The organism is Jeotgalibacillus aurantiacus (assembly GCF_020595125.1).
Taxonomy (GTDB): Bacteria; Bacillota; Bacilli; order Bacillales; family Jeotgalibacillaceae; genus Jeotgalibacillus; species Jeotgalibacillus aurantiacus.
On sequence record NZ_JACNMS010000002.1, the window covers coordinates 507,870 to 523,646 of the forward strand.

Below are 15,777 nucleotides of genomic sequence, written 5' to 3' on the forward strand. Positions count from 1 at the left end.
TCACGGCGTACGATTAGCAATTAATTCCGTATATCTGGCTGCGTCCTCTGAAGGCATTTCCGCAAAAATTTCTGCCAGTTTTTCAGAAGACAGTGAGGATAATATTCGAATGGCATTTTCATCATTGAGATTCAAAATTACTGGTGCGGCTTCCTTACCGTCCATTTCATCATATACCGCTACAACTTCTGAAAATTCCTTACGCGCGGATTCTCCTGCATTTTCCAGAGATTCTATTTCAGCGAGCAGTTGCTTCTGCTCTTCAATCAACAGATCATTTTCGTCTTCAAGAGATATGATTTCCTGTTCGAATCTCTGAAGTTCCAGGTCTTTTTCCTCGAGTTGCGCTTCAAGACTGACAATCTGCTGTGCCTGGTCTTCAGGGCCATTAATTTCTTCAGAGACTTCGTCTTCACCTGTGAAAGGAATATCAATACCTGCTTCTTCAATTTTTTCAAAAACATTAATATCCAATATGGTTAATACGATTAGCGTGGCAAAAGTAAGAAATAAGATCGGAACAAAAATCAGTAAAAAAAACACCTGAAGTTTGCCGGGGGACCTGGTTTCTTCCGCTTCTTCCTTAATTGACTGCTGTTTATTCATTTGCATCACCTGTTTCTGCGGTTCATAAATTGAACGATCGACAGCTCATTCATCTGCTCACGTTCAGCTGATTCAGCGAGTTGAATATATTGCTTTAAATCCCGTTCTTTAATTTTTTCATATTTACGAACCTCTATATTCCGTTCCATCAGCCTGTGTTCATGCCGCTGCATATTGCTTCTCGCTTCAATGACGAGCTTTTGCTGATACGAGATGCTTTTCTCGATATTTGATAAGAAATGCTGACCGTGGCGTAATGAGATGACAGATATTCCACTTTTCATTTCATCAGCCTGTGCCGCTTCCATCAATTCTTTTTTTCTTAACAGGTCATACAGCTTCTGCGCGATTTTCTCAAATGATGCGACTGCATCCCGGTACCGGTCTTCCGCTTCCTTCTGCTCTCTTTCCTTGACGGTCAGAACACGTTCAAAACGATATTGATAAGCCATTGTTACCACTCACCTTTTTCCGAGAGATGAACAAGCTGTCTGACACTGTCTGAAAGGGGAATCTTTTCGTCAAATGCTTGTTTTAACAGTCTTTTTATCTGCGGCTGATATTGGATCGCCTGATCTATGTCCTTTGAAGATCCTTTTTTGTAGGCACCTATGTTGATTAAATCCTCCGCCTGTTCATATGTGCTCATCAGCTCTCTGAGTTTTTCAGCTGAGCGCCTGTGCTCCGGTTCAGCCAGATGATTCATAAGACGGCTGACGCTTTTGAGCACGTTAATCGCAGGATAGTGTCCTTTGTTGGCAATAGAGCGATCAAGCACAATGTGCCCGTCAAGAATTCCCCGTACCGTATCAGCAATCGGCTCATTCATATCATCACCGTCCACAAGCACGGTATAAAAGGCGGTAATACTGCCATTCAGGTTGGTTCCCGTTCTTTCCAAAAGCTTTGGCAGAAGAGCAAATACAGAAGGCGTATAGCCTTTTGTTGCCGGTGGTTCACCAACAGCAAGTCCTATTTCTCTTTGCGCCATCGCAACACGGGTAACGGAATCCATCATTAACATGACATTCAGACCTTTATCCCTGAAGTATTCAGCGATCGCCGTTGCGGTGAAAGCACCTTTAATTCTCATTAACGCCGGCTGGTCTGATGTTGCTGCAATGATAATACTGCGTTTTGCGCCTTCCGGACCAAGGTCACGTTCAATAAATTCCCTGACCTCTCTTCCTCGCTCACCGATTAAGGCAATCACATTAAGATCTGCTTCCGTATTTCTCGCAATCATCCCAAGAAGCGTACTTTTTCCAACACCGCTTCCTGCAAAAATACCGATTCTCTGGCCTTTTCCGACAGTAAGCATTCCATCAATTGCCCTGACCCCGACCTCCATCACTTCATCAATTGGCGGTCTTGTCAGTGGATTGGGAGGATCCTGTTCAGTCGGTACAGCTTTCATTCCGGCAGGAAGCGTGCTGTCATCAATTGGGTGACCGAGAGAATCTACAATTTTACCGATCAGTGCTTCGCCAACTTTGATCTCTAACGGACGGCCGCTTGCTTCCACAATACTTCCCGGTGCAATATCCTGAACGTGAGTAAAAGGCATTAACACAACCATTTCATCTTTAAATCCAACTACCTCAGCTTTAATCTGGATCGTTCGTTTCTTTGAACTAGAGTGAACGTGTATGTAACATACCTCACCTATAGAGCTTTCCGGCCCCTGTGATTCAATCATCAGGCCGACAACGCGTTTCACTTTTCCATAATGTCTGACTGTTTTAATGGATGGAATGTATTGAATCAATTCTGCTGCTTTCATTTTCCACTCCCAAGTACTTCTGCTAATCCGGCTTTCAATTCAGTTAGCTGCGTATCGATACTGATATCGATTCTGCCCTGACTGCTTTCTATGAAACATTGAAATGGTTCGAGTTCTTCTTCCGGATAAATGTATAGTTTGACGTCCACCGGAAAGATGGAAAGAAGCTCTTCTCTTTCCTGCTGTAAAAAGGTAAATTGCTGAATTGCCGTGTAGATCTTGATTTCTCTCATCTCGCGCGCTTCTTTAATTCCTTTTTTTACGATTGGAAGAAAAGCGGAAGGGTCATCTTCAAGCTTCACTGACATGATCTTTTCAGATGCCCTGATGGCAAGTTCCAGAATAACGAATTCATTTTCCTCAAGCTGTTTATGAAGAGTATCCTTTGAAGAAGCGACAATTTCCTTGGCTTCTTCCAAAAGGTGGGTCAAATCGTCGTAACCTTTATTTCTACCTTCCTCATATCCCTGTGCAAATGCCTCTTCGTATGCATTCTTCTGAAGCTGCTGCTTTTCTTCTTCCCAATTGTTTTTTTGCTGTTCGATCCAGTCCATCGTCTGCTGATACGTCAGTTGTGCCTCTCCAAGAACTTCCTGGGCTTTGATTTTGGCATCATGTAGCAATTGTCCAGATTCTCTCTTTGCCTGTTCTACTGTCCAGGAAAGGGTCTGATCTGAATGTTCATCAGGTTGTATGATTGATTTAAAAGGTATTGCAATCCCTTCAGAACGATTGCTGCCAACAAACCCGGATTTTATCACTCTAGACAATGACATCATCTCCTCCACCGCGAGCAACGATAATCTCACCGGCTTCCTCCAGTCGTCTGATGACAGCAACAATTCTCGACTGTGCCTCTTCCACATCACGCAAACGCACAGGTCCCATATAATCCATTTCCTCTTTGAAATTCTCAGCCATACGCTGGGACATATTTTTAAATAAAATTTCTTTAACATCATCAGTGGAAACCTTCATGGAAAGAAGCAGATCCTCATTTTCACAATCCCGGATCACACGCTGTATGGATCTTCCATCAAGCGTAACAATATCCTCGAAAACAAACATACGTTTCTTAATTTCCTCTGCCAGTTCAGGATCCTGAATTTCAAGAGAATCAAGAATTGTTTTCTCCGTTGCGCGATCAACCCCGTTAAGCACTTCCACAACGGATTCAATTCCGCCTGTTTCAGTGTGGTCCTGCTGAACCGTTGATGACAGCTTACGTTCAAGCACTGATTCAATTTCACTGATGACCTCGGGACTTGTACTGTCCATAACCGCTATACGTTTCGCAATATCAGCCTGCACATCCTGCGGCATACTTGAGAGAATTTGACCGGCCTGTTGCGGATTCAGGTACGAAAGAATAAGAGCAATCGTTTGAGGATGCTCATTTTGAATAAAGTTAAAAATCTGCAGCGGGTCTGCTCTTTTCGCGAAATCAAATGGTCTTACCTGTAAAGAAGAAGTTAATCGGTTAATGACGGCATTTGCCTGATCAGCTCCGAGGGCTTTTTCAAGCACTGACTTCGCATACCCGATTCCTCCCTGCGATATATAATCCTGAGCAAGAGCGATATTATGGAACTCCTCCAGCACTTCATCCTTCACATCTGAATCCACTTTTTTGACACCGGAAATTTCAAGTGTCAGTCTCTCAATTTCCTCTTCATCCAAGTGCTTATAAACAGAAGAGGCAACATCCGGGCCAAGGGAGATCAGCAATATCGCTGCTTTTTGTTTCCCCGTTAATTCTTTTTCTTTTTTAGCCAATGTTCCCACTCCTATTCATCTGCAATCCAGGACCTTAAGAGCTTTGCAAAGTCTTCAGGTTTTTCTTTTGCCATTTTTTCAAGTTGTTTTCGTTTGAGTGTTCCTTCTGTTTCTTTTTCATCGTTGACATCTGGAACATCAAAAACTTCTTCCTGCTCAATAAAGATTTCTTCCTCAGCCTGCGCTCTTCTTCTTGAACGTACAATAAAGAAGATTAAACCGATAATGATGAGTAATAGTACGCCTCCAGCAGCATATACCCACCACGGAATGACTGTTGCAGCCTGCTGATCTTCAAAGTCAGCCCTGCCGTTGAACGTCTGTGCAGACACAAGAACTTTTTCACCAAGTTCTTCTTCTGTCAGATCAGCTGCGAAATCATTATCTATTGAAGTTCGGATGATCGTTTGAAGCATTGTTTCTATATCATTGATACTCTCCGGTGGCAGCGAAGCCGGGTCGTCAGGGTTTGGGGGCTCAACAAGAACCTGTAACCCGATATCCCGAATTCTGTATGGACTTTCAACAATGTTGCGGCGAATACGGTTAACTTCATTATTGATCGTTTCTTCCTCACGCTCGTAATCCCCCTGGCCCTGACCGTTTTCAACAAAGCCTGTCAGATTATCAGCAGGATCTTCTCCTTCGGGAACGCCACCAGCAGGATTAGTTCCCTCAAAAGTTTCCGATATCCGCTGTGAGCTGATTTCAATTCCTGACATCGTTTCTTCATCAACCGGAAGCACTTCATTCACTTCACGTGTTTCCTGATCAAAATCGATATCCGTCGTGACAGATACAACCACCTTGTCCTGCCCCATAAGCGTTCCGAGCATACGCTGAACTTCACGCTGAAGGTCACGTTCAATCGTTTTCTTGATCTCCATCTGGTTTGTCATATTGACACCAGCTACATTTTCCTGTCCCTGAAGATCGATATACTCAAAAAACTGATTTGTGATGACGATATTTTCAACAGGGAGGTTTTGCACGCTTTTCGAAACAAGTCTATACAATGCGTCAACCTGTGCTTCATTAAACTGATAACCAGGCTGTGTATTCAGTACGACTGAAGCAGATGCCTGCTCCTGACTGTCATTTAAAAACACGCCTTGTTCAGGAATGGAAAGCATCACTTCAGCAGCCTGAACACCGTCAATACCTTTAAGCAGATTTGCTATTTCAGTTTGCATAGCATCAATGTTCATGATCCTGAACTCATTATCCGTCATACCAAACCCGGCATTTTCACTGAAAAATGAATAGTCGATCTGGCCGGAATCAGGGATCCCCTCAGCAGCCAGCTCCACCATTAATGTTTCTGCCATCGCTTCAGGAACCAGAATGCCGGTGCCACCTTCAACGATTTCAGATTGAATTCCACGTCCATCAAGCGTTTCCTTAATGACACCTGTTTCAGAAGGCGTTAAATTGCTGTATAAAGGTACCATTGTTGTTCTTGTAGAAAAAAACACCGCTGTAATGAGCAGTATCACCAACAGCCCCGCAATCCCGCCGGCCAAAAGCCAATATTTTTTTGACCGGCTGGTTACGAATGCTTTAAATTTTGCGCTATATTGCTGAAATCTCTCGTTCATGACAATCCTCCGGTCTATCAATTAAATACAACGCCGTTAAACTGGCATTCTCATAATTTCCTGATATGCTTCCACTGCCTTATTCCGCATTTCCATTGTCAGATTAAGAGAAACAGAAGCTTTCTGGGAGGCTATCATGACATCGTGCAATTCAACATTTTCCCCGTTGATCATCCTTTGCGTCATCTGATCACTTTGCAGCTGAGCTTCGTTCAAACTGTTAATAGAGCTCTTTAGCATTTGAGCAAAATTCTGCTGTGCATTATATGGCGAAACTTTTGTTGAAAGTTGGGATGTGGACGGACTTAAACTCTCAATCCCCATCGAATGTATATTTTGTATGGACATTTTTTATTTCCCTTCTCTATAAATTATGACCGGCCGATTTGAAGCGCCTGCATCATCATGGATTTATTCGCATTAAACACTGTTACATTCGCTTCATATGAACGTGTTGCTGACATTAAATCCACCATTTCCCGAAGAGGGTCTACATTTGGCAATTCAACGTACCCTTCTGCATTAGCATCAGGATGTTCAGGATCATAAAGCAATTCTCCCGGTGTCTCGTTGTCTTCGATTATTCTTGATACAGTCACACCTTCTCCTGCATTTCCCTTGCGATTCATCGCTATGTTTAAAAATGATGAAAACTGCTCACCCTCTGGCTTTAAAACAACAGATTTTCTTTTATACGGCTGCCATTCACCGTTTTCAAAGGTTGCCCGGGTTGTATCAACATTGGCCATATTGGATGAAATAACATCCATCCTCAGTCGCTGTGCAGTTAATGCAGATGCTGTCGTATTCATGGCGTTAAACATGGACATTATTGAGGTCCTCCTTTTATCACACTGTTCAGGGATCCGAATTTTCCGCTAATACGCTCAATTAGTGAGTTGTAATAAATCTGATTCGTCGCAAGGTCCGCCATTTCTTTGTCCATATCGACACCATTTCCGTTCTCTCTCACACTGTATGGTCTTTTGCTGACCGAGACTGATTGCCCGCTTACAGATAAGTCAAAATGCCTTGGATCCGTCTTATGTATCGCATTAGATGACATTTGTATTTCACTTTGTAACATTTTCTGAAAACTTACGCCTTTCGACTTATAACCTGGTGTATCAACATTCGCGACATTATTCGCAATGACTTTTTGCTTAATTGACGAATATTGAAGTCCCTGCTCAAGCTGTTGAATTGTTCCAGCAAATAAATTCACATAAACACCTCACTTCTCTAAGAATCAATGTTTTGTCGAATTATCAGACTATATAAAAAATCACTTATACATCATTTTAATGGTATGACCAGTTATAGTCTATAGATTCTTCCAAAAGATTTATAGTCATAAAGTATTGTTTTATAAAACCAATACTTTATGACCATTTTTATTAATATCACATTTCTTTCTCGTATTCTAGCCATTTTTCGTGTTATTTTTTACGTCTTCACTTGAATGTTCGACATAATTGAAACCTAAACGTAATCTTTTTTCCAAAAAACACCTTAACATGAATTAGGACTTTAATCTACATTAGACACAAAATTTTTATAAAAATTTACGCAAAAAAAATGCCAAAGGCGCATTTCACCTCTGGCATTTTTTGTTGAATATTTAGTTTTTCTTAAGGTTTTCCAATTCAAGAAGGAATTTATTGTTCAGTACTTTAATATACGTTCCTTTCATTCCGAGAGAACGTGATTCAATAACACCGGCACTTTCCAGCTTTCGGAGTGCATTGACGATGACGGAACGTGTAATTCCCACTCGGTCAGCGATTTTTGAAGCGACGAGTAACCCTTCGTTTCCATCAAGTTCTTCGAAAATGTGCTCGATTGCTTCAAGCTCACTGTATGACAGGGAACTGATCGCCATCTGGACTACTGCTTTGCTTCTTGCTTCCTCTTCAATTTCGTCAGCCTTCTCACGAAGAATTTCCATTCCTACAACCGTTGCACCGTATTCACCAAGAATCAGGTCATCATCTTCAAACGCCTGTTCCACTCGTGCGAGGATTAACGTTCCAAGACGATCTCCTCCACCGATAATCGGAACCATTGTCGTTAATCCCTTCTGGAATAAATCACGGTTCTCAACTGGAAAAGCTGTATATTCACTGTCGATATCAAGGTTTGGTGAAGTTTCTGTAATGTTAAACAGATTTTTAGTATACTGTTCCGGGAACTGACGATCTTCGAGCATCTGTTTCATACGCTCATTTTCGATCTGTTGGTTTACAGCGAAGCCGAGGAGTTTTCCTCTTCTGCTTACGATAAATACATTTGATTCAATGACTCCGCTTAGTGTTTCAGCCATTTCCTTAAAATTAACCGGTTTTCCGGCTGACTGCTGAAGCATTGAGTTAATTTGTCTTGTTTTCCCTAGTAAATTCATTCCTGAATTCCTCCTACGATCATATCTCATTTATATTATCTTTCCCTAAAGCTGATTTCCCAAAACCTCTATAAAATAAACTCACTCAAGTCACGATTTTTTGCAATCGCTCCGAGTTTTTCATCCACATAAGCCGGCGTAATGGAGATTGTGCCAAGCTGAATATCTGAGGCTTCAAAGGAAAGATCCTCAAGCAGCTTCTCCATAATCGTGTGAAGTCTTCTGGCACCGATATTGTCTGTTTCTTGGTTTACCGAATAAGCTATTTCAGCAAGCCTTCTGATTGCATCTTCTGTAAAGTCAACCTGAATGCCTTCAGTCTCAAGCAGCGCTTTATATTGCTTAATAAGCGCATGATCAGGTTCAACCAGAATACGGACAAAATCCTCAACCGTCAGTTTCTGAAGTTCAACACGGATCGGAAAACGCCCCTGAAGCTCAGGAATGAGATCCGAAGGCTTCGACATGTGGAAGGCTCCAGCCGCAACAAATAGAACGTGGTCTGTTTTCACAGGGCCGTACTTCGTGTTTACGGTTGACCCTTCGACAATCGGAAGAATATCCCGCTGCACCCCTTCTCTGGATACATCAGCTGAACCTGAACCGCTTGATTTAGATGCGATTTTATCGATTTCATCAATAAAGATAATCCCCATCTGTTCAGCACGGTAAAGAGCAGCCTGCGCTACTTCATCCATATCAATCAATTTGACTGCTTCATCATGCGTCAGGACTTTCCTAGCCTCTTTTACAGTGAGCTTGCGCTTTTTCTTTTTCTTAGGCATCAGGTTGCTTAGGGCATCCTGAAAATTCATGCCCATCTGCTCCATCCCTGAGCCCTGCAGCATATCATACATGGAAGCAGATTGCTGTTCATCCACTTCAACCGTGATAATGCGTTCTTCGAGCTGACCGTTTTTAAGCTTATCAGCTATTTCACGGCGCTTATCCTTTAATGCAGACTCGTCGTCCTGCTGATCCTGTGTGTCATTTTGATTCTGGTCTGAATTCCCAAACATCATTTCAAACGGATTCTTAAAGTTCTGCACCTTTTTGGCAGAAGGAACGAGCAACTTGACGATCCGCTTATTTGCATTTTCTTCTGCTTTTTCCTGAACGGACTGCATCTTTTCTTCTTTCACGATGCGTACTGACGTTTCCATCAGGTCCCTTACCATGGATTCAACATCCCGGCCGACATAACCGACCTCTGTAAACTTTGTAGCCTCAACTTTTACGAAAGGAGCTCCTACAAGTTTTGCAATCCTTCTGGCAATTTCCGTTTTACCTACGCCGGTTGGCCCCATCATTAAAATATTTTTCGGGATGACTTCATTTCTCAGTGACTCATCGAGCAGATTTCGACGGTAACGGTTTCGGAGCGCTACAGCAACAGCCCGCTTGGCATCCCGCTGTCCAACAATGTATTGATCCAGCTTCTCAACAATTTGTTTTGGTGTCAGTTCTACTGTACTCACTGCCTCTCCCCCTTACAGTTCTTCAACAATGATATTGTTATTTGTATACACGCAAATATCCGCTGCGATATGTAAAGAAGCGTCTGCAATCTCTTTTGCGCTCATATGGTCACCCGCATGTTTTTTCAATGCACGACCTGCTGACATTGCATAGTTCCCGCCTGAGCCGATCGCAAGAATCCCATCATCCGGTTCAATCACTTCCCCGGTTCCTGATACAAGCAATAGTCCGTCTTTATCCATTACAATCAGCATTGCTTCAAGTCTCCGAAGTACTTTGTCACTCCGCCACTGCTTGGCGACTTCTACAGCTGCGCGTTGGAGGTTTCCGTTATATTCCTGAAGCTTTCCTTCAAACATTTCAAAAAGTGTAAAGGCATCTGCCACTGACCCTGCAAATCCAGCAATGACCTGGCCGTTAAACAGCTTTCGAACCTTTCGTGCAGTATGTTTCATGACCACTGCATTTCCCATGGTTACCTGTCCGTCACCCGCCATAGCAGAACGGCCATTGTGATGGATCCCGAAAATAGTAGTCGCGTGGAACTGATCCATTTCCTTTTCCCCCTTCATTTTCATGCTCTTGGATGAAAAGATTGATAAGTCTTTCTTAAATGTTCTTTCGTCACATGTGTGTATAACTGTGTAGAAGATAAATGCGCGTGACCTAACAACTCCTGTACCGTTCGCAAGTCAGCGCCGCTGTTCAGCATATGAGTGGCAAAGGTATGCCGGATCATATGAGGATGAATCGAGCTTGTCATCGATGTCTGGTCAACGAGCTTTGTTAAAATGTACCTCACACCTCTTGCGGTGAGTGGACTGCCCTTCTGGTTAACAAATAAAAAAGGATGCTCTTCCGTTTTCAACAGTTTTCCCCTGGACGTTTCGATATAGGTCCTGATTGCCTGTTCAGCAAATTGTCCAAACGGCACATAGCGTTCTTTACGGCCCTTCCCTTTTACTAAAAGTGTGCCCATCGACAGATCAAGGTCTTTCAATTGAATGGCTGTGCACTCACTGACCCGGATTCCCGTCGCATACAACAGCTCAAGTAATGCTTTATTTCGAATGGATAAGGCGTCGTCACCGTTACACACAGAAAAAAGCTGCTCCATTTCATTTTCATAAAAAAAATGAGGCAGCCTGCCTTCCTTTTTCGGATGAAGAACGTATGTCATGGGATTAACCTGAAATATACTTTCACGTTTTAAGTATTGAAAAAAACTTTTTAAGCTTGAGATTTTTCTGGATACAGTAGACCTGGCATAGCCGGCGTTGTGCAGGCTGACCAGATATCCACGGGTCAACAGATCATCAATCTCTTCTATTAAATAGGTTCCTTCTGACTGAAGAAACTGAAAAAAATGATCCAGATCATGAACATAATGTTCAATCGTTAACGATGAATAGTTTTTCTCTGTCTGGAGATAGTCAATAAAGGAATGCTTTGCATCGTAAAACTTCGGAATCATTTTATCACCTCACAAAAGCCTCTAAATCTTATCATGATTTAGAGGCTTTTGCAATTAATTTTACACTTTTTTCACAAAGTTCTGAATTGTTCCGATTGCCCGTTCAGCATGCTTTTCCGCACGCTCTTTTTTGTTTTTGATTTTTTCACCAAGGTCTGGAAACAGTCCGAAATTGGCATTCATCGGCTGGAAATTTTTCGTGTCAGCCTGTGTGATATAACGGGCCATACTTCCGATCGCTGTTTCAGCCGGGAACAATAACGGTTCCTCTCCTTTTACGAGACGGGCAGCATTGATCCCTGCCACCAGTCCACTTGCTGCAGATTCAACATATCCTTCCACACCTGTCATTTGTCCGGCAAAGAACAGATCCTCACGCTCTTTTAGCTGATAAGTTGATTTCAGGACACTCGGAGAATTGATGAATGTATTACGGTGCATGACGCCATAACGTACGATTTCAGCGTTTTCAAGACCCGGAATCAGTCTGATCACTTCTTTTTGAGGTCCCCATTTTAAATGTGTCTGGAAACCGACAATATTGTAAAGCGTTCCTGCTGCATCATCCTGACGCAATTGAACAACGGCATGTGGACGTTTCCCTGTCTTCGGATCTTCTAAGCCAACCGGTTTCATCGGTCCGAACAACAGCGTTTTACGTCCGCGTTCTGCCATTACTTCGACCGGCATACAGCCTTCGAAATAGATTTCCTTTTCGAATTCCTTTAAAGGGACCACCTCTGCTTCAATGAGTGCATCGTAGAAACGGTTGAATTCCTCTTCTGTCATCGGACAGTTTAAATAAGCCGCTTCCCCTTTATCGTATCTGGATTTCAGATAAACCTTGTCCATATCAATGCTGTCTTTTTCAATAATAGGAGCTGCTGCATCATAAAAATATAAATATTCTTCTCCTGTCAGTTCCTTCAGGCTGGCTGCAAGTCCTTCTGTTGTAAGTGGTCCTGTTGCGATAATGGTCGGACCTTCCGGAATCTCTGTGATCTCTTCAGAATACACCGTTACGTTCGGGTGATTTTTTACTTTTTCCGTTACATGACCGGCAAATTCGTGACGATCAACAGCCAGTGCTCCTCCTGCCGGCACTGAACTTGCATCAGCAGCTGAGATAATAATGGAATTCAGGTGACGCATTTCTTCTTTTAATACACCTACAGCATTTGTCAGTGTGTTTGCACGCAGCGAGTTACTGCAAACAAGTTCAGCAAATTTATCTGTATGATGCGCCGGCGTCTGTCTGACCGGTCTCATCTCATACAAGTTCACTTTAATACCGCGTTCAGCCAGCTGCCATGCCGCTTCACTTCCCGCAAGCCCCGCTCCTACTACTGTTACTGTTTGCTCTGTCATGTTCATTTCCTCCTATTTGGAAACAGCCGGTTAAACGAGAAAGAGCCTGACGGAGAAACCGCCAGGACACTTTTTATACCTGCTGTTCTTCTTTATAGTCACAATTTGGACATTGAATCTGATTGCCCTTTTTCAATTTCTTCTCAATCAGCGTTTCATTACATTTCGGACATTGTCTGTCGACCGGTTTATCCCAGGATAGATATTCACATTCCGGGTAGCGGTCACATCCGAAGAAAATACGGTTTTTCTTACTTTTACGTTCAATGACGTTACCTTCCTTACACGTTGGACACTTCACACCAATCTCTTTTACGATTGGCTTTGTATTCCGGCAGTCAGGGAAGTTGCTGCAGGCCATAAATCTTCCGTAGCGGCCCATTTTGATGACCATCGGATTTCCGCATTCCTCACAGTCCTCACCGGCATATTCATCCTTGATCTCCACCTTTTCCATTTCCTGTTCGGCTTTTTCAAGGTGAACCTCAAAGTCCTTGTAAAATTCATCGATGATCTTAATCCATTGTATCTGACCTTCTTCCACATCATCAAGGTCTTTCTCCATTTTTGCGGTGAATTCCACATCAATGATTTCCGGGAAGAATTCCACGATGAGATCCAATACAATCTCGCCGAGTTCAGTCGGGATAAAACGCTTATTGTCTAATGAAACATATCCCCTTTTCTGAATCGTGTCAAGTGTAGGGGCATAGGTTGACGGACGTCCTATACCGAGCTCTTCAAGTGTTTTAACGAGCCTTGCCTCGGTATAACGCGGAGGCGGCTGAGTAAAGTGCTGCTTCGGTTCAATCTCATCAGATGCGACGGTTTCGCCCTCTTTCAGGTCAGGAAGGAAGTTTTCTTTCTCCTCAGCCTGATCATCGCTTCCTTCAATATATACCTTCATAAAGCCCGGGAATTTCACTTTTGATCCGCTGGCTCTGAACTGAACATCACCATTCAGCAGGTCTACACTCATGGTATCCATTACGGCAGGTGCCATCTGGCTTGCGATAAAACGCTCATAAATCAGTTTATACAGACGGTACTGGTCTCTCGACAAGTATTGCTTCACTTCACCAGGTGCTCTCAGTGCACTGGTTGGACGGATCGCTTCGTGGGCATCCTGGGCATTGTTTTTCTTCTTTGCCGTCTTCTGCTGTTCTGAAGCGAGAAATTCTTTTCCGTATTGTTCTTCAATAATCCCTGAGGCTTCCTGTTTGGCCACTTCAGAAATACGGGTAGAGTCTGTTCTCATATAAGTGATCAGACCAACCGTACCTTCTTTTTTGCTCAGTTCAATCCCTTCATACAACTGCTGGGCAAGCATCATTGTTTTTCTCGCCCTGAAATTCAGCTTTCTTGCTGCCTCCTGCTGAAGTGAAGATGTAATGAATGATGGTGCCGGGTTTCGTTTACGCTCTTTTTTTGTGACGCTGTCAACGGTAAACTTTTTACCCTTCATTTTAGCGAGAATTGCTTTGACATCCTCTTCACTCGAAAGCTTTTCTTTTTTGCCGTTCAAGCCGTAGAAAGAAGCCTGAAAATCCTTCGTGCCTTTTTTAAACTGGCCGTCAATCGTCCAGTATTCTTCAGGCTGGAAGTTTTTGATTTCGTTTTCACGGTCGATAATGAGGCGCACAGCTACCGATTGAACGCGTCCGGCGCTCAGTCCCTTTTTAACTTTTTTCCAGAGAATCGGACTGATGTTATACCCTACAAGTCGGTCGAGAATTCGTCGCGCCTGCTGTGCATCCACACGGTCCATATCAATCTTTCTCGGATGCTTGAATGATTCCTTTATCGCTTCTTTTGTAATTTCGTTAAACACGACGCGACATTCTGAATCAAGGTCGAGATCAAGGCTGTGTGCGAGATGCCACGCAATCGCTTCCCCTTCTCTATCGGGGTCAGCCGCGAGAAAGACGCGTTTCGCTTTTTTGGCTGCTGTCTTTAATTCTTTTAAAACAGGGCCTTTACCACGAATGGTAATATACTTCGGTTCATACTCCTGTGTAACGTCCACACCCATCTGACTTTTCGGGAGATCCCGAACATGTCCCATTGATGCTTTAACTTTATATTTTTTCCCTAAATACCGCTCAATTGTTTTTGCTTTAGCGGGTGATTCTACAATTACTAAAAAATCTGCCATTAATAATCCTCCCTGGAGGTTCACGTAACGAATTTGTTATGTGTACTATATGAGTTCGTTTTTCACTTTGTCAATGTTTTTTCACTTTTAAATGCCTGAAAATCCTTAAATGACCGGTTTTGTTAGCGGTTACACATCATTTTAATGAGTCGAATTCCTTCTTATGTGATTTTTCCGGTCTGAGACACAATGTAAACTATATTTTTTTAAAATGCAACTCTTTTTATCATATTAATGGAAAATTAAAACCATTCTTCAATGATATCAGCGGCAGACATGACCGGTTTAGCACCTGATTTAATGAGAAAATTCGTGCCTGCCGAAAGAGGATGAAAGATCGAACCCGGCAGTGCAAATACGTCTCTTCCTTCCTCCAGTGCCCGGTCAACCGTAATCATGGATCCACTCTTCATCGCCGCCTGCGTCACAAATATGCCCTTTGATAAACCGGCGATAATCCGGTTCCGCATTGGGAAGTGATGCCGTGCCGGCTTCTGGTAAGGCGGATACTCTGATAAAATCAGCTGATCCTGCTCCATTTTTTTATAAAGCACCTCGTTTGAAGCCGGATATTGATGTGAGAACCCGCTCCCCATTACGCCAATTGTTTTTCCGCTTAACGCTGCAATATGAGCCGTTCCATCTGCTCCTGCGGCCAAACCGCTTACAATACAGATCCCCTTAGACAACAGCTGCGGAATGATTTCCTTCAGCGCTCTGGCGGAGTATTCGTCTGCTTTTCTTGCGCCTACAACGCCGAGCATAGCTCTCGATGACAAATGGTCGGAATCCCCCTTTACATAAAACAGGACAGGCGGATCATAAATTTCTTTCAGCTGAACTGGATAAATCTCGTCATAGATGGTGATATAGGAGGCCTGACAGGAGGATAAATGGTTGAGGATATCTTGTGGTGAATGTTTATGAGTGTATTGACGAAGTTTTTCAATCTGCAGAGCGCTAGGTTGAATTGCAGCCGGGGGACGTAACGGATGATCAAAAAGCGGGTCTGACCGGAGCCATTGTAAGAGCTGCTGATTACTGAAAATCTGACTGTAGTGAATGTAGACTACATTTTCATAAAAGGATTTCGGATACATACTATTCTCCTTCCGTATTTAAAATAAATAAATAGAG

16 protein-coding genes are annotated in these 15,777 nt (G+C 43.0%); all 16 read right to left on the reverse strand.

Features of this window, described 5'->3' with window-relative positions; genetic code table 11:
• The 16 genes from H7968_RS07345 to dprA all read right to left on the reverse strand — a co-directional run bounded on the left by H7968_RS07345 (nucleotide 1) and on the right by dprA (nucleotide 15,740).
• Nucleotides 1–606, reverse strand: coding sequence for a MotE family protein (locus H7968_RS07345; RefSeq protein WP_227395535.1), 606 nt, complete (start codon nucleotides 604–606; stop codon nucleotides 1–3).
• 5 nt (nucleotides 607–611) lie between these two features.
• Nucleotides 612–1,058: a flagellar export protein FliJ gene (gene fliJ / locus H7968_RS07350; protein ID WP_227395536.1), complete on the reverse strand. Its 447-nt coding sequence runs from the start codon at nucleotides 1,056–1,058 to the stop codon at nucleotides 612–614.
• A 2-nt stretch (nucleotides 1,059–1,060) separates the two neighbouring features.
• Nucleotides 1,061–2,389, reverse strand: coding sequence for a flagellar protein export ATPase FliI (gene fliI / locus H7968_RS07355; protein ID WP_227395537.1), 1,329 nt, complete (start codon nucleotides 2,387–2,389; stop codon nucleotides 1,061–1,063).
• Entirely contained in the window at nucleotides 2,386–3,150 is a 765-nt protein-coding gene (gene fliH, locus H7968_RS07360) for a flagellar assembly protein FliH (RefSeq protein ID WP_227395900.1), read from the reverse strand. The genes fliI and fliH overlap by 4 nt, the downstream gene beginning before the upstream one ends.
• Nucleotide 3,151: 1 nt before the next feature.
• Nucleotides 3,152–4,165, reverse strand: coding sequence for a flagellar motor switch protein FliG (gene fliG, locus H7968_RS07365; protein ID WP_134371839.1), 1,014 nt, complete (start codon nucleotides 4,163–4,165; stop codon nucleotides 3,152–3,154).
• 11 nt (nucleotides 4,166–4,176) lie between these two features.
• The gene (gene fliF, locus H7968_RS07370) at nucleotides 4,177–5,763 is read right to left on the reverse strand and encodes a flagellar basal-body MS-ring/collar protein FliF (protein ID WP_227395538.1); all 1,587 of its coding nucleotides are present in this window, start codon (nucleotides 5,761–5,763) and stop codon (nucleotides 4,177–4,179) included.
• Nucleotides 5,764–5,799: 36 nt separating this feature from the next.
• A complete protein-coding gene (gene fliE / locus H7968_RS07375) occupies nucleotides 5,800–6,111 on the reverse strand; it encodes a flagellar hook-basal body complex protein FliE (protein ID WP_227395539.1) in 312 nt (103 codons plus the stop codon).
• 23 nt (nucleotides 6,112–6,134) lie between these two features.
• Complete coding sequence (flgC, locus tag H7968_RS07380; protein ID WP_227395540.1) at nucleotides 6,135–6,593, reverse strand: flagellar basal body rod protein FlgC; 459 nt, start codon at nucleotides 6,591–6,593, stop codon at nucleotides 6,135–6,137.
• Nucleotides 6,593–6,988, reverse strand: a complete 396-nt coding sequence (gene flgB / locus H7968_RS07385) for a flagellar basal body rod protein FlgB (RefSeq protein WP_227395541.1) — start codon at nucleotides 6,986–6,988, stop codon at nucleotides 6,593–6,595. Before flgB ends, flgC begins: the two co-directional genes overlap by 1 nt.
• A 396-nt stretch (nucleotides 6,989–7,384) precedes the next feature.
• A complete protein-coding gene (gene codY / locus H7968_RS07390) occupies nucleotides 7,385–8,164 on the reverse strand; it encodes a GTP-sensing pleiotropic transcriptional regulator CodY (RefSeq protein ID WP_227395542.1) in 780 nt (259 codons plus the stop codon).
• A gap of 68 nt (nucleotides 8,165–8,232) precedes the next feature.
• A complete protein-coding gene (gene hslU, locus H7968_RS07395) occupies nucleotides 8,233–9,642 on the reverse strand; it encodes an HslU--HslV peptidase ATPase subunit (protein WP_227395543.1) in 1,410 nt (469 codons plus the stop codon).
• 12 nt (nucleotides 9,643–9,654) lie between these two features.
• Nucleotides 9,655–10,197: an ATP-dependent protease subunit HslV gene (gene hslV / locus H7968_RS07400; RefSeq protein ID WP_134371853.1), complete on the reverse strand. Its 543-nt coding sequence runs from the start codon at nucleotides 10,195–10,197 to the stop codon at nucleotides 9,655–9,657.
• A 20-nt stretch (nucleotides 10,198–10,217) separates the two neighbouring features.
• The gene (gene xerC, locus H7968_RS07405) at nucleotides 10,218–11,117 is read right to left on the reverse strand and encodes a tyrosine recombinase XerC (RefSeq protein ID WP_227395544.1); all 900 of its coding nucleotides are present in this window, start codon (nucleotides 11,115–11,117) and stop codon (nucleotides 10,218–10,220) included.
• Nucleotides 11,118–11,177: 60 nt separating this feature from the next.
• On the reverse strand, nucleotides 11,178–12,485 hold the full coding sequence (gene trmFO, locus H7968_RS07410; protein WP_227395545.1) for an FADH(2)-oxidizing methylenetetrahydrofolate--tRNA-(uracil(54)-C(5))-methyltransferase TrmFO: 1,308 nt from the start codon (nucleotides 12,483–12,485) through the stop codon (nucleotides 11,178–11,180).
• A 73-nt stretch (nucleotides 12,486–12,558) separates the two neighbouring features.
• Nucleotides 12,559–14,640, reverse strand: coding sequence for a type I DNA topoisomerase (gene topA, locus H7968_RS07415; RefSeq protein WP_227395546.1), 2,082 nt, complete (start codon nucleotides 14,638–14,640; stop codon nucleotides 12,559–12,561).
• Nucleotides 14,641–14,882: 242 nt separating this feature from the next.
• Nucleotides 14,883–15,740: a DNA-processing protein DprA gene (dprA, locus tag H7968_RS07420; RefSeq protein WP_227395547.1), complete on the reverse strand. Its 858-nt coding sequence runs from the start codon at nucleotides 15,738–15,740 to the stop codon at nucleotides 14,883–14,885.
• Between the last annotated feature and the right edge of the window lie 37 nt (nucleotides 15,741–15,777).

Bases quoted from the DNA above. Each gene is read 5' to 3' on its own strand.
- H7968_RS07345 (WP_227395535.1), bottom strand. From the start codon at position 606: ATGAATAAACAGCAGTCAATTAAGGAAGAAGCGGAAGAAACCAGGTCC.
- fliJ (WP_227395536.1), bottom strand. From the start codon at position 1,058: ATGGCTTATCAATATCGTTTTGAACGTGTTCTGACCGTCAAGGAAAGA.
- fliI (WP_227395537.1), bottom strand. From the start codon at position 2,389: ATGAAAGCAGCAGAATTGATTCAATACATTCCATCCATTAAAACAGTC.
- fliF (WP_227395538.1), bottom strand. From the start codon at position 5,763: ATGAACGAGAGATTTCAGCAATATAGCGCAAAATTTAAAGCATTCGTA.
- fliE (WP_227395539.1), bottom strand. From the start codon at position 6,111: ATGTCCATACAAAATATACATTCGATGGGGATTGAGAGTTTAAGTCCG.
- flgC (WP_227395540.1), bottom strand. From the start codon at position 6,593: ATGTCCATGTTTAACGCCATGAATACGACAGCATCTGCATTAACTGCA.
- codY (WP_227395542.1), bottom strand. From the start codon at position 8,164: ATGAATTTACTAGGGAAAACAAGACAAATTAACTCAATGCTTCAGCAG.
- hslV (WP_134371853.1), bottom strand. From the start codon at position 10,197: ATGGATCAGTTCCACGCGACTACTATTTTCGGGATCCATCACAATGGC.
- xerC (WP_227395544.1), bottom strand. From the start codon at position 11,117: ATGATTCCGAAGTTTTACGATGCAAAGCATTCCTTTATTGACTATCTC.
- trmFO (WP_227395545.1), bottom strand. From the start codon at position 12,485: ATGACAGAGCAAACAGTAACAGTAGTAGGAGCGGGGCTTGCGGGAAGT.
- topA (WP_227395546.1), bottom strand. From the start codon at position 14,640: ATGGCAGATTTTTTAGTAATTGTAGAATCACCCGCTAAAGCAAAAACA.
- dprA (WP_227395547.1), bottom strand. From the start codon at position 15,740: ATGTATCCGAAATCCTTTTATGAAAATGTAGTCTACATTCACTACAGT.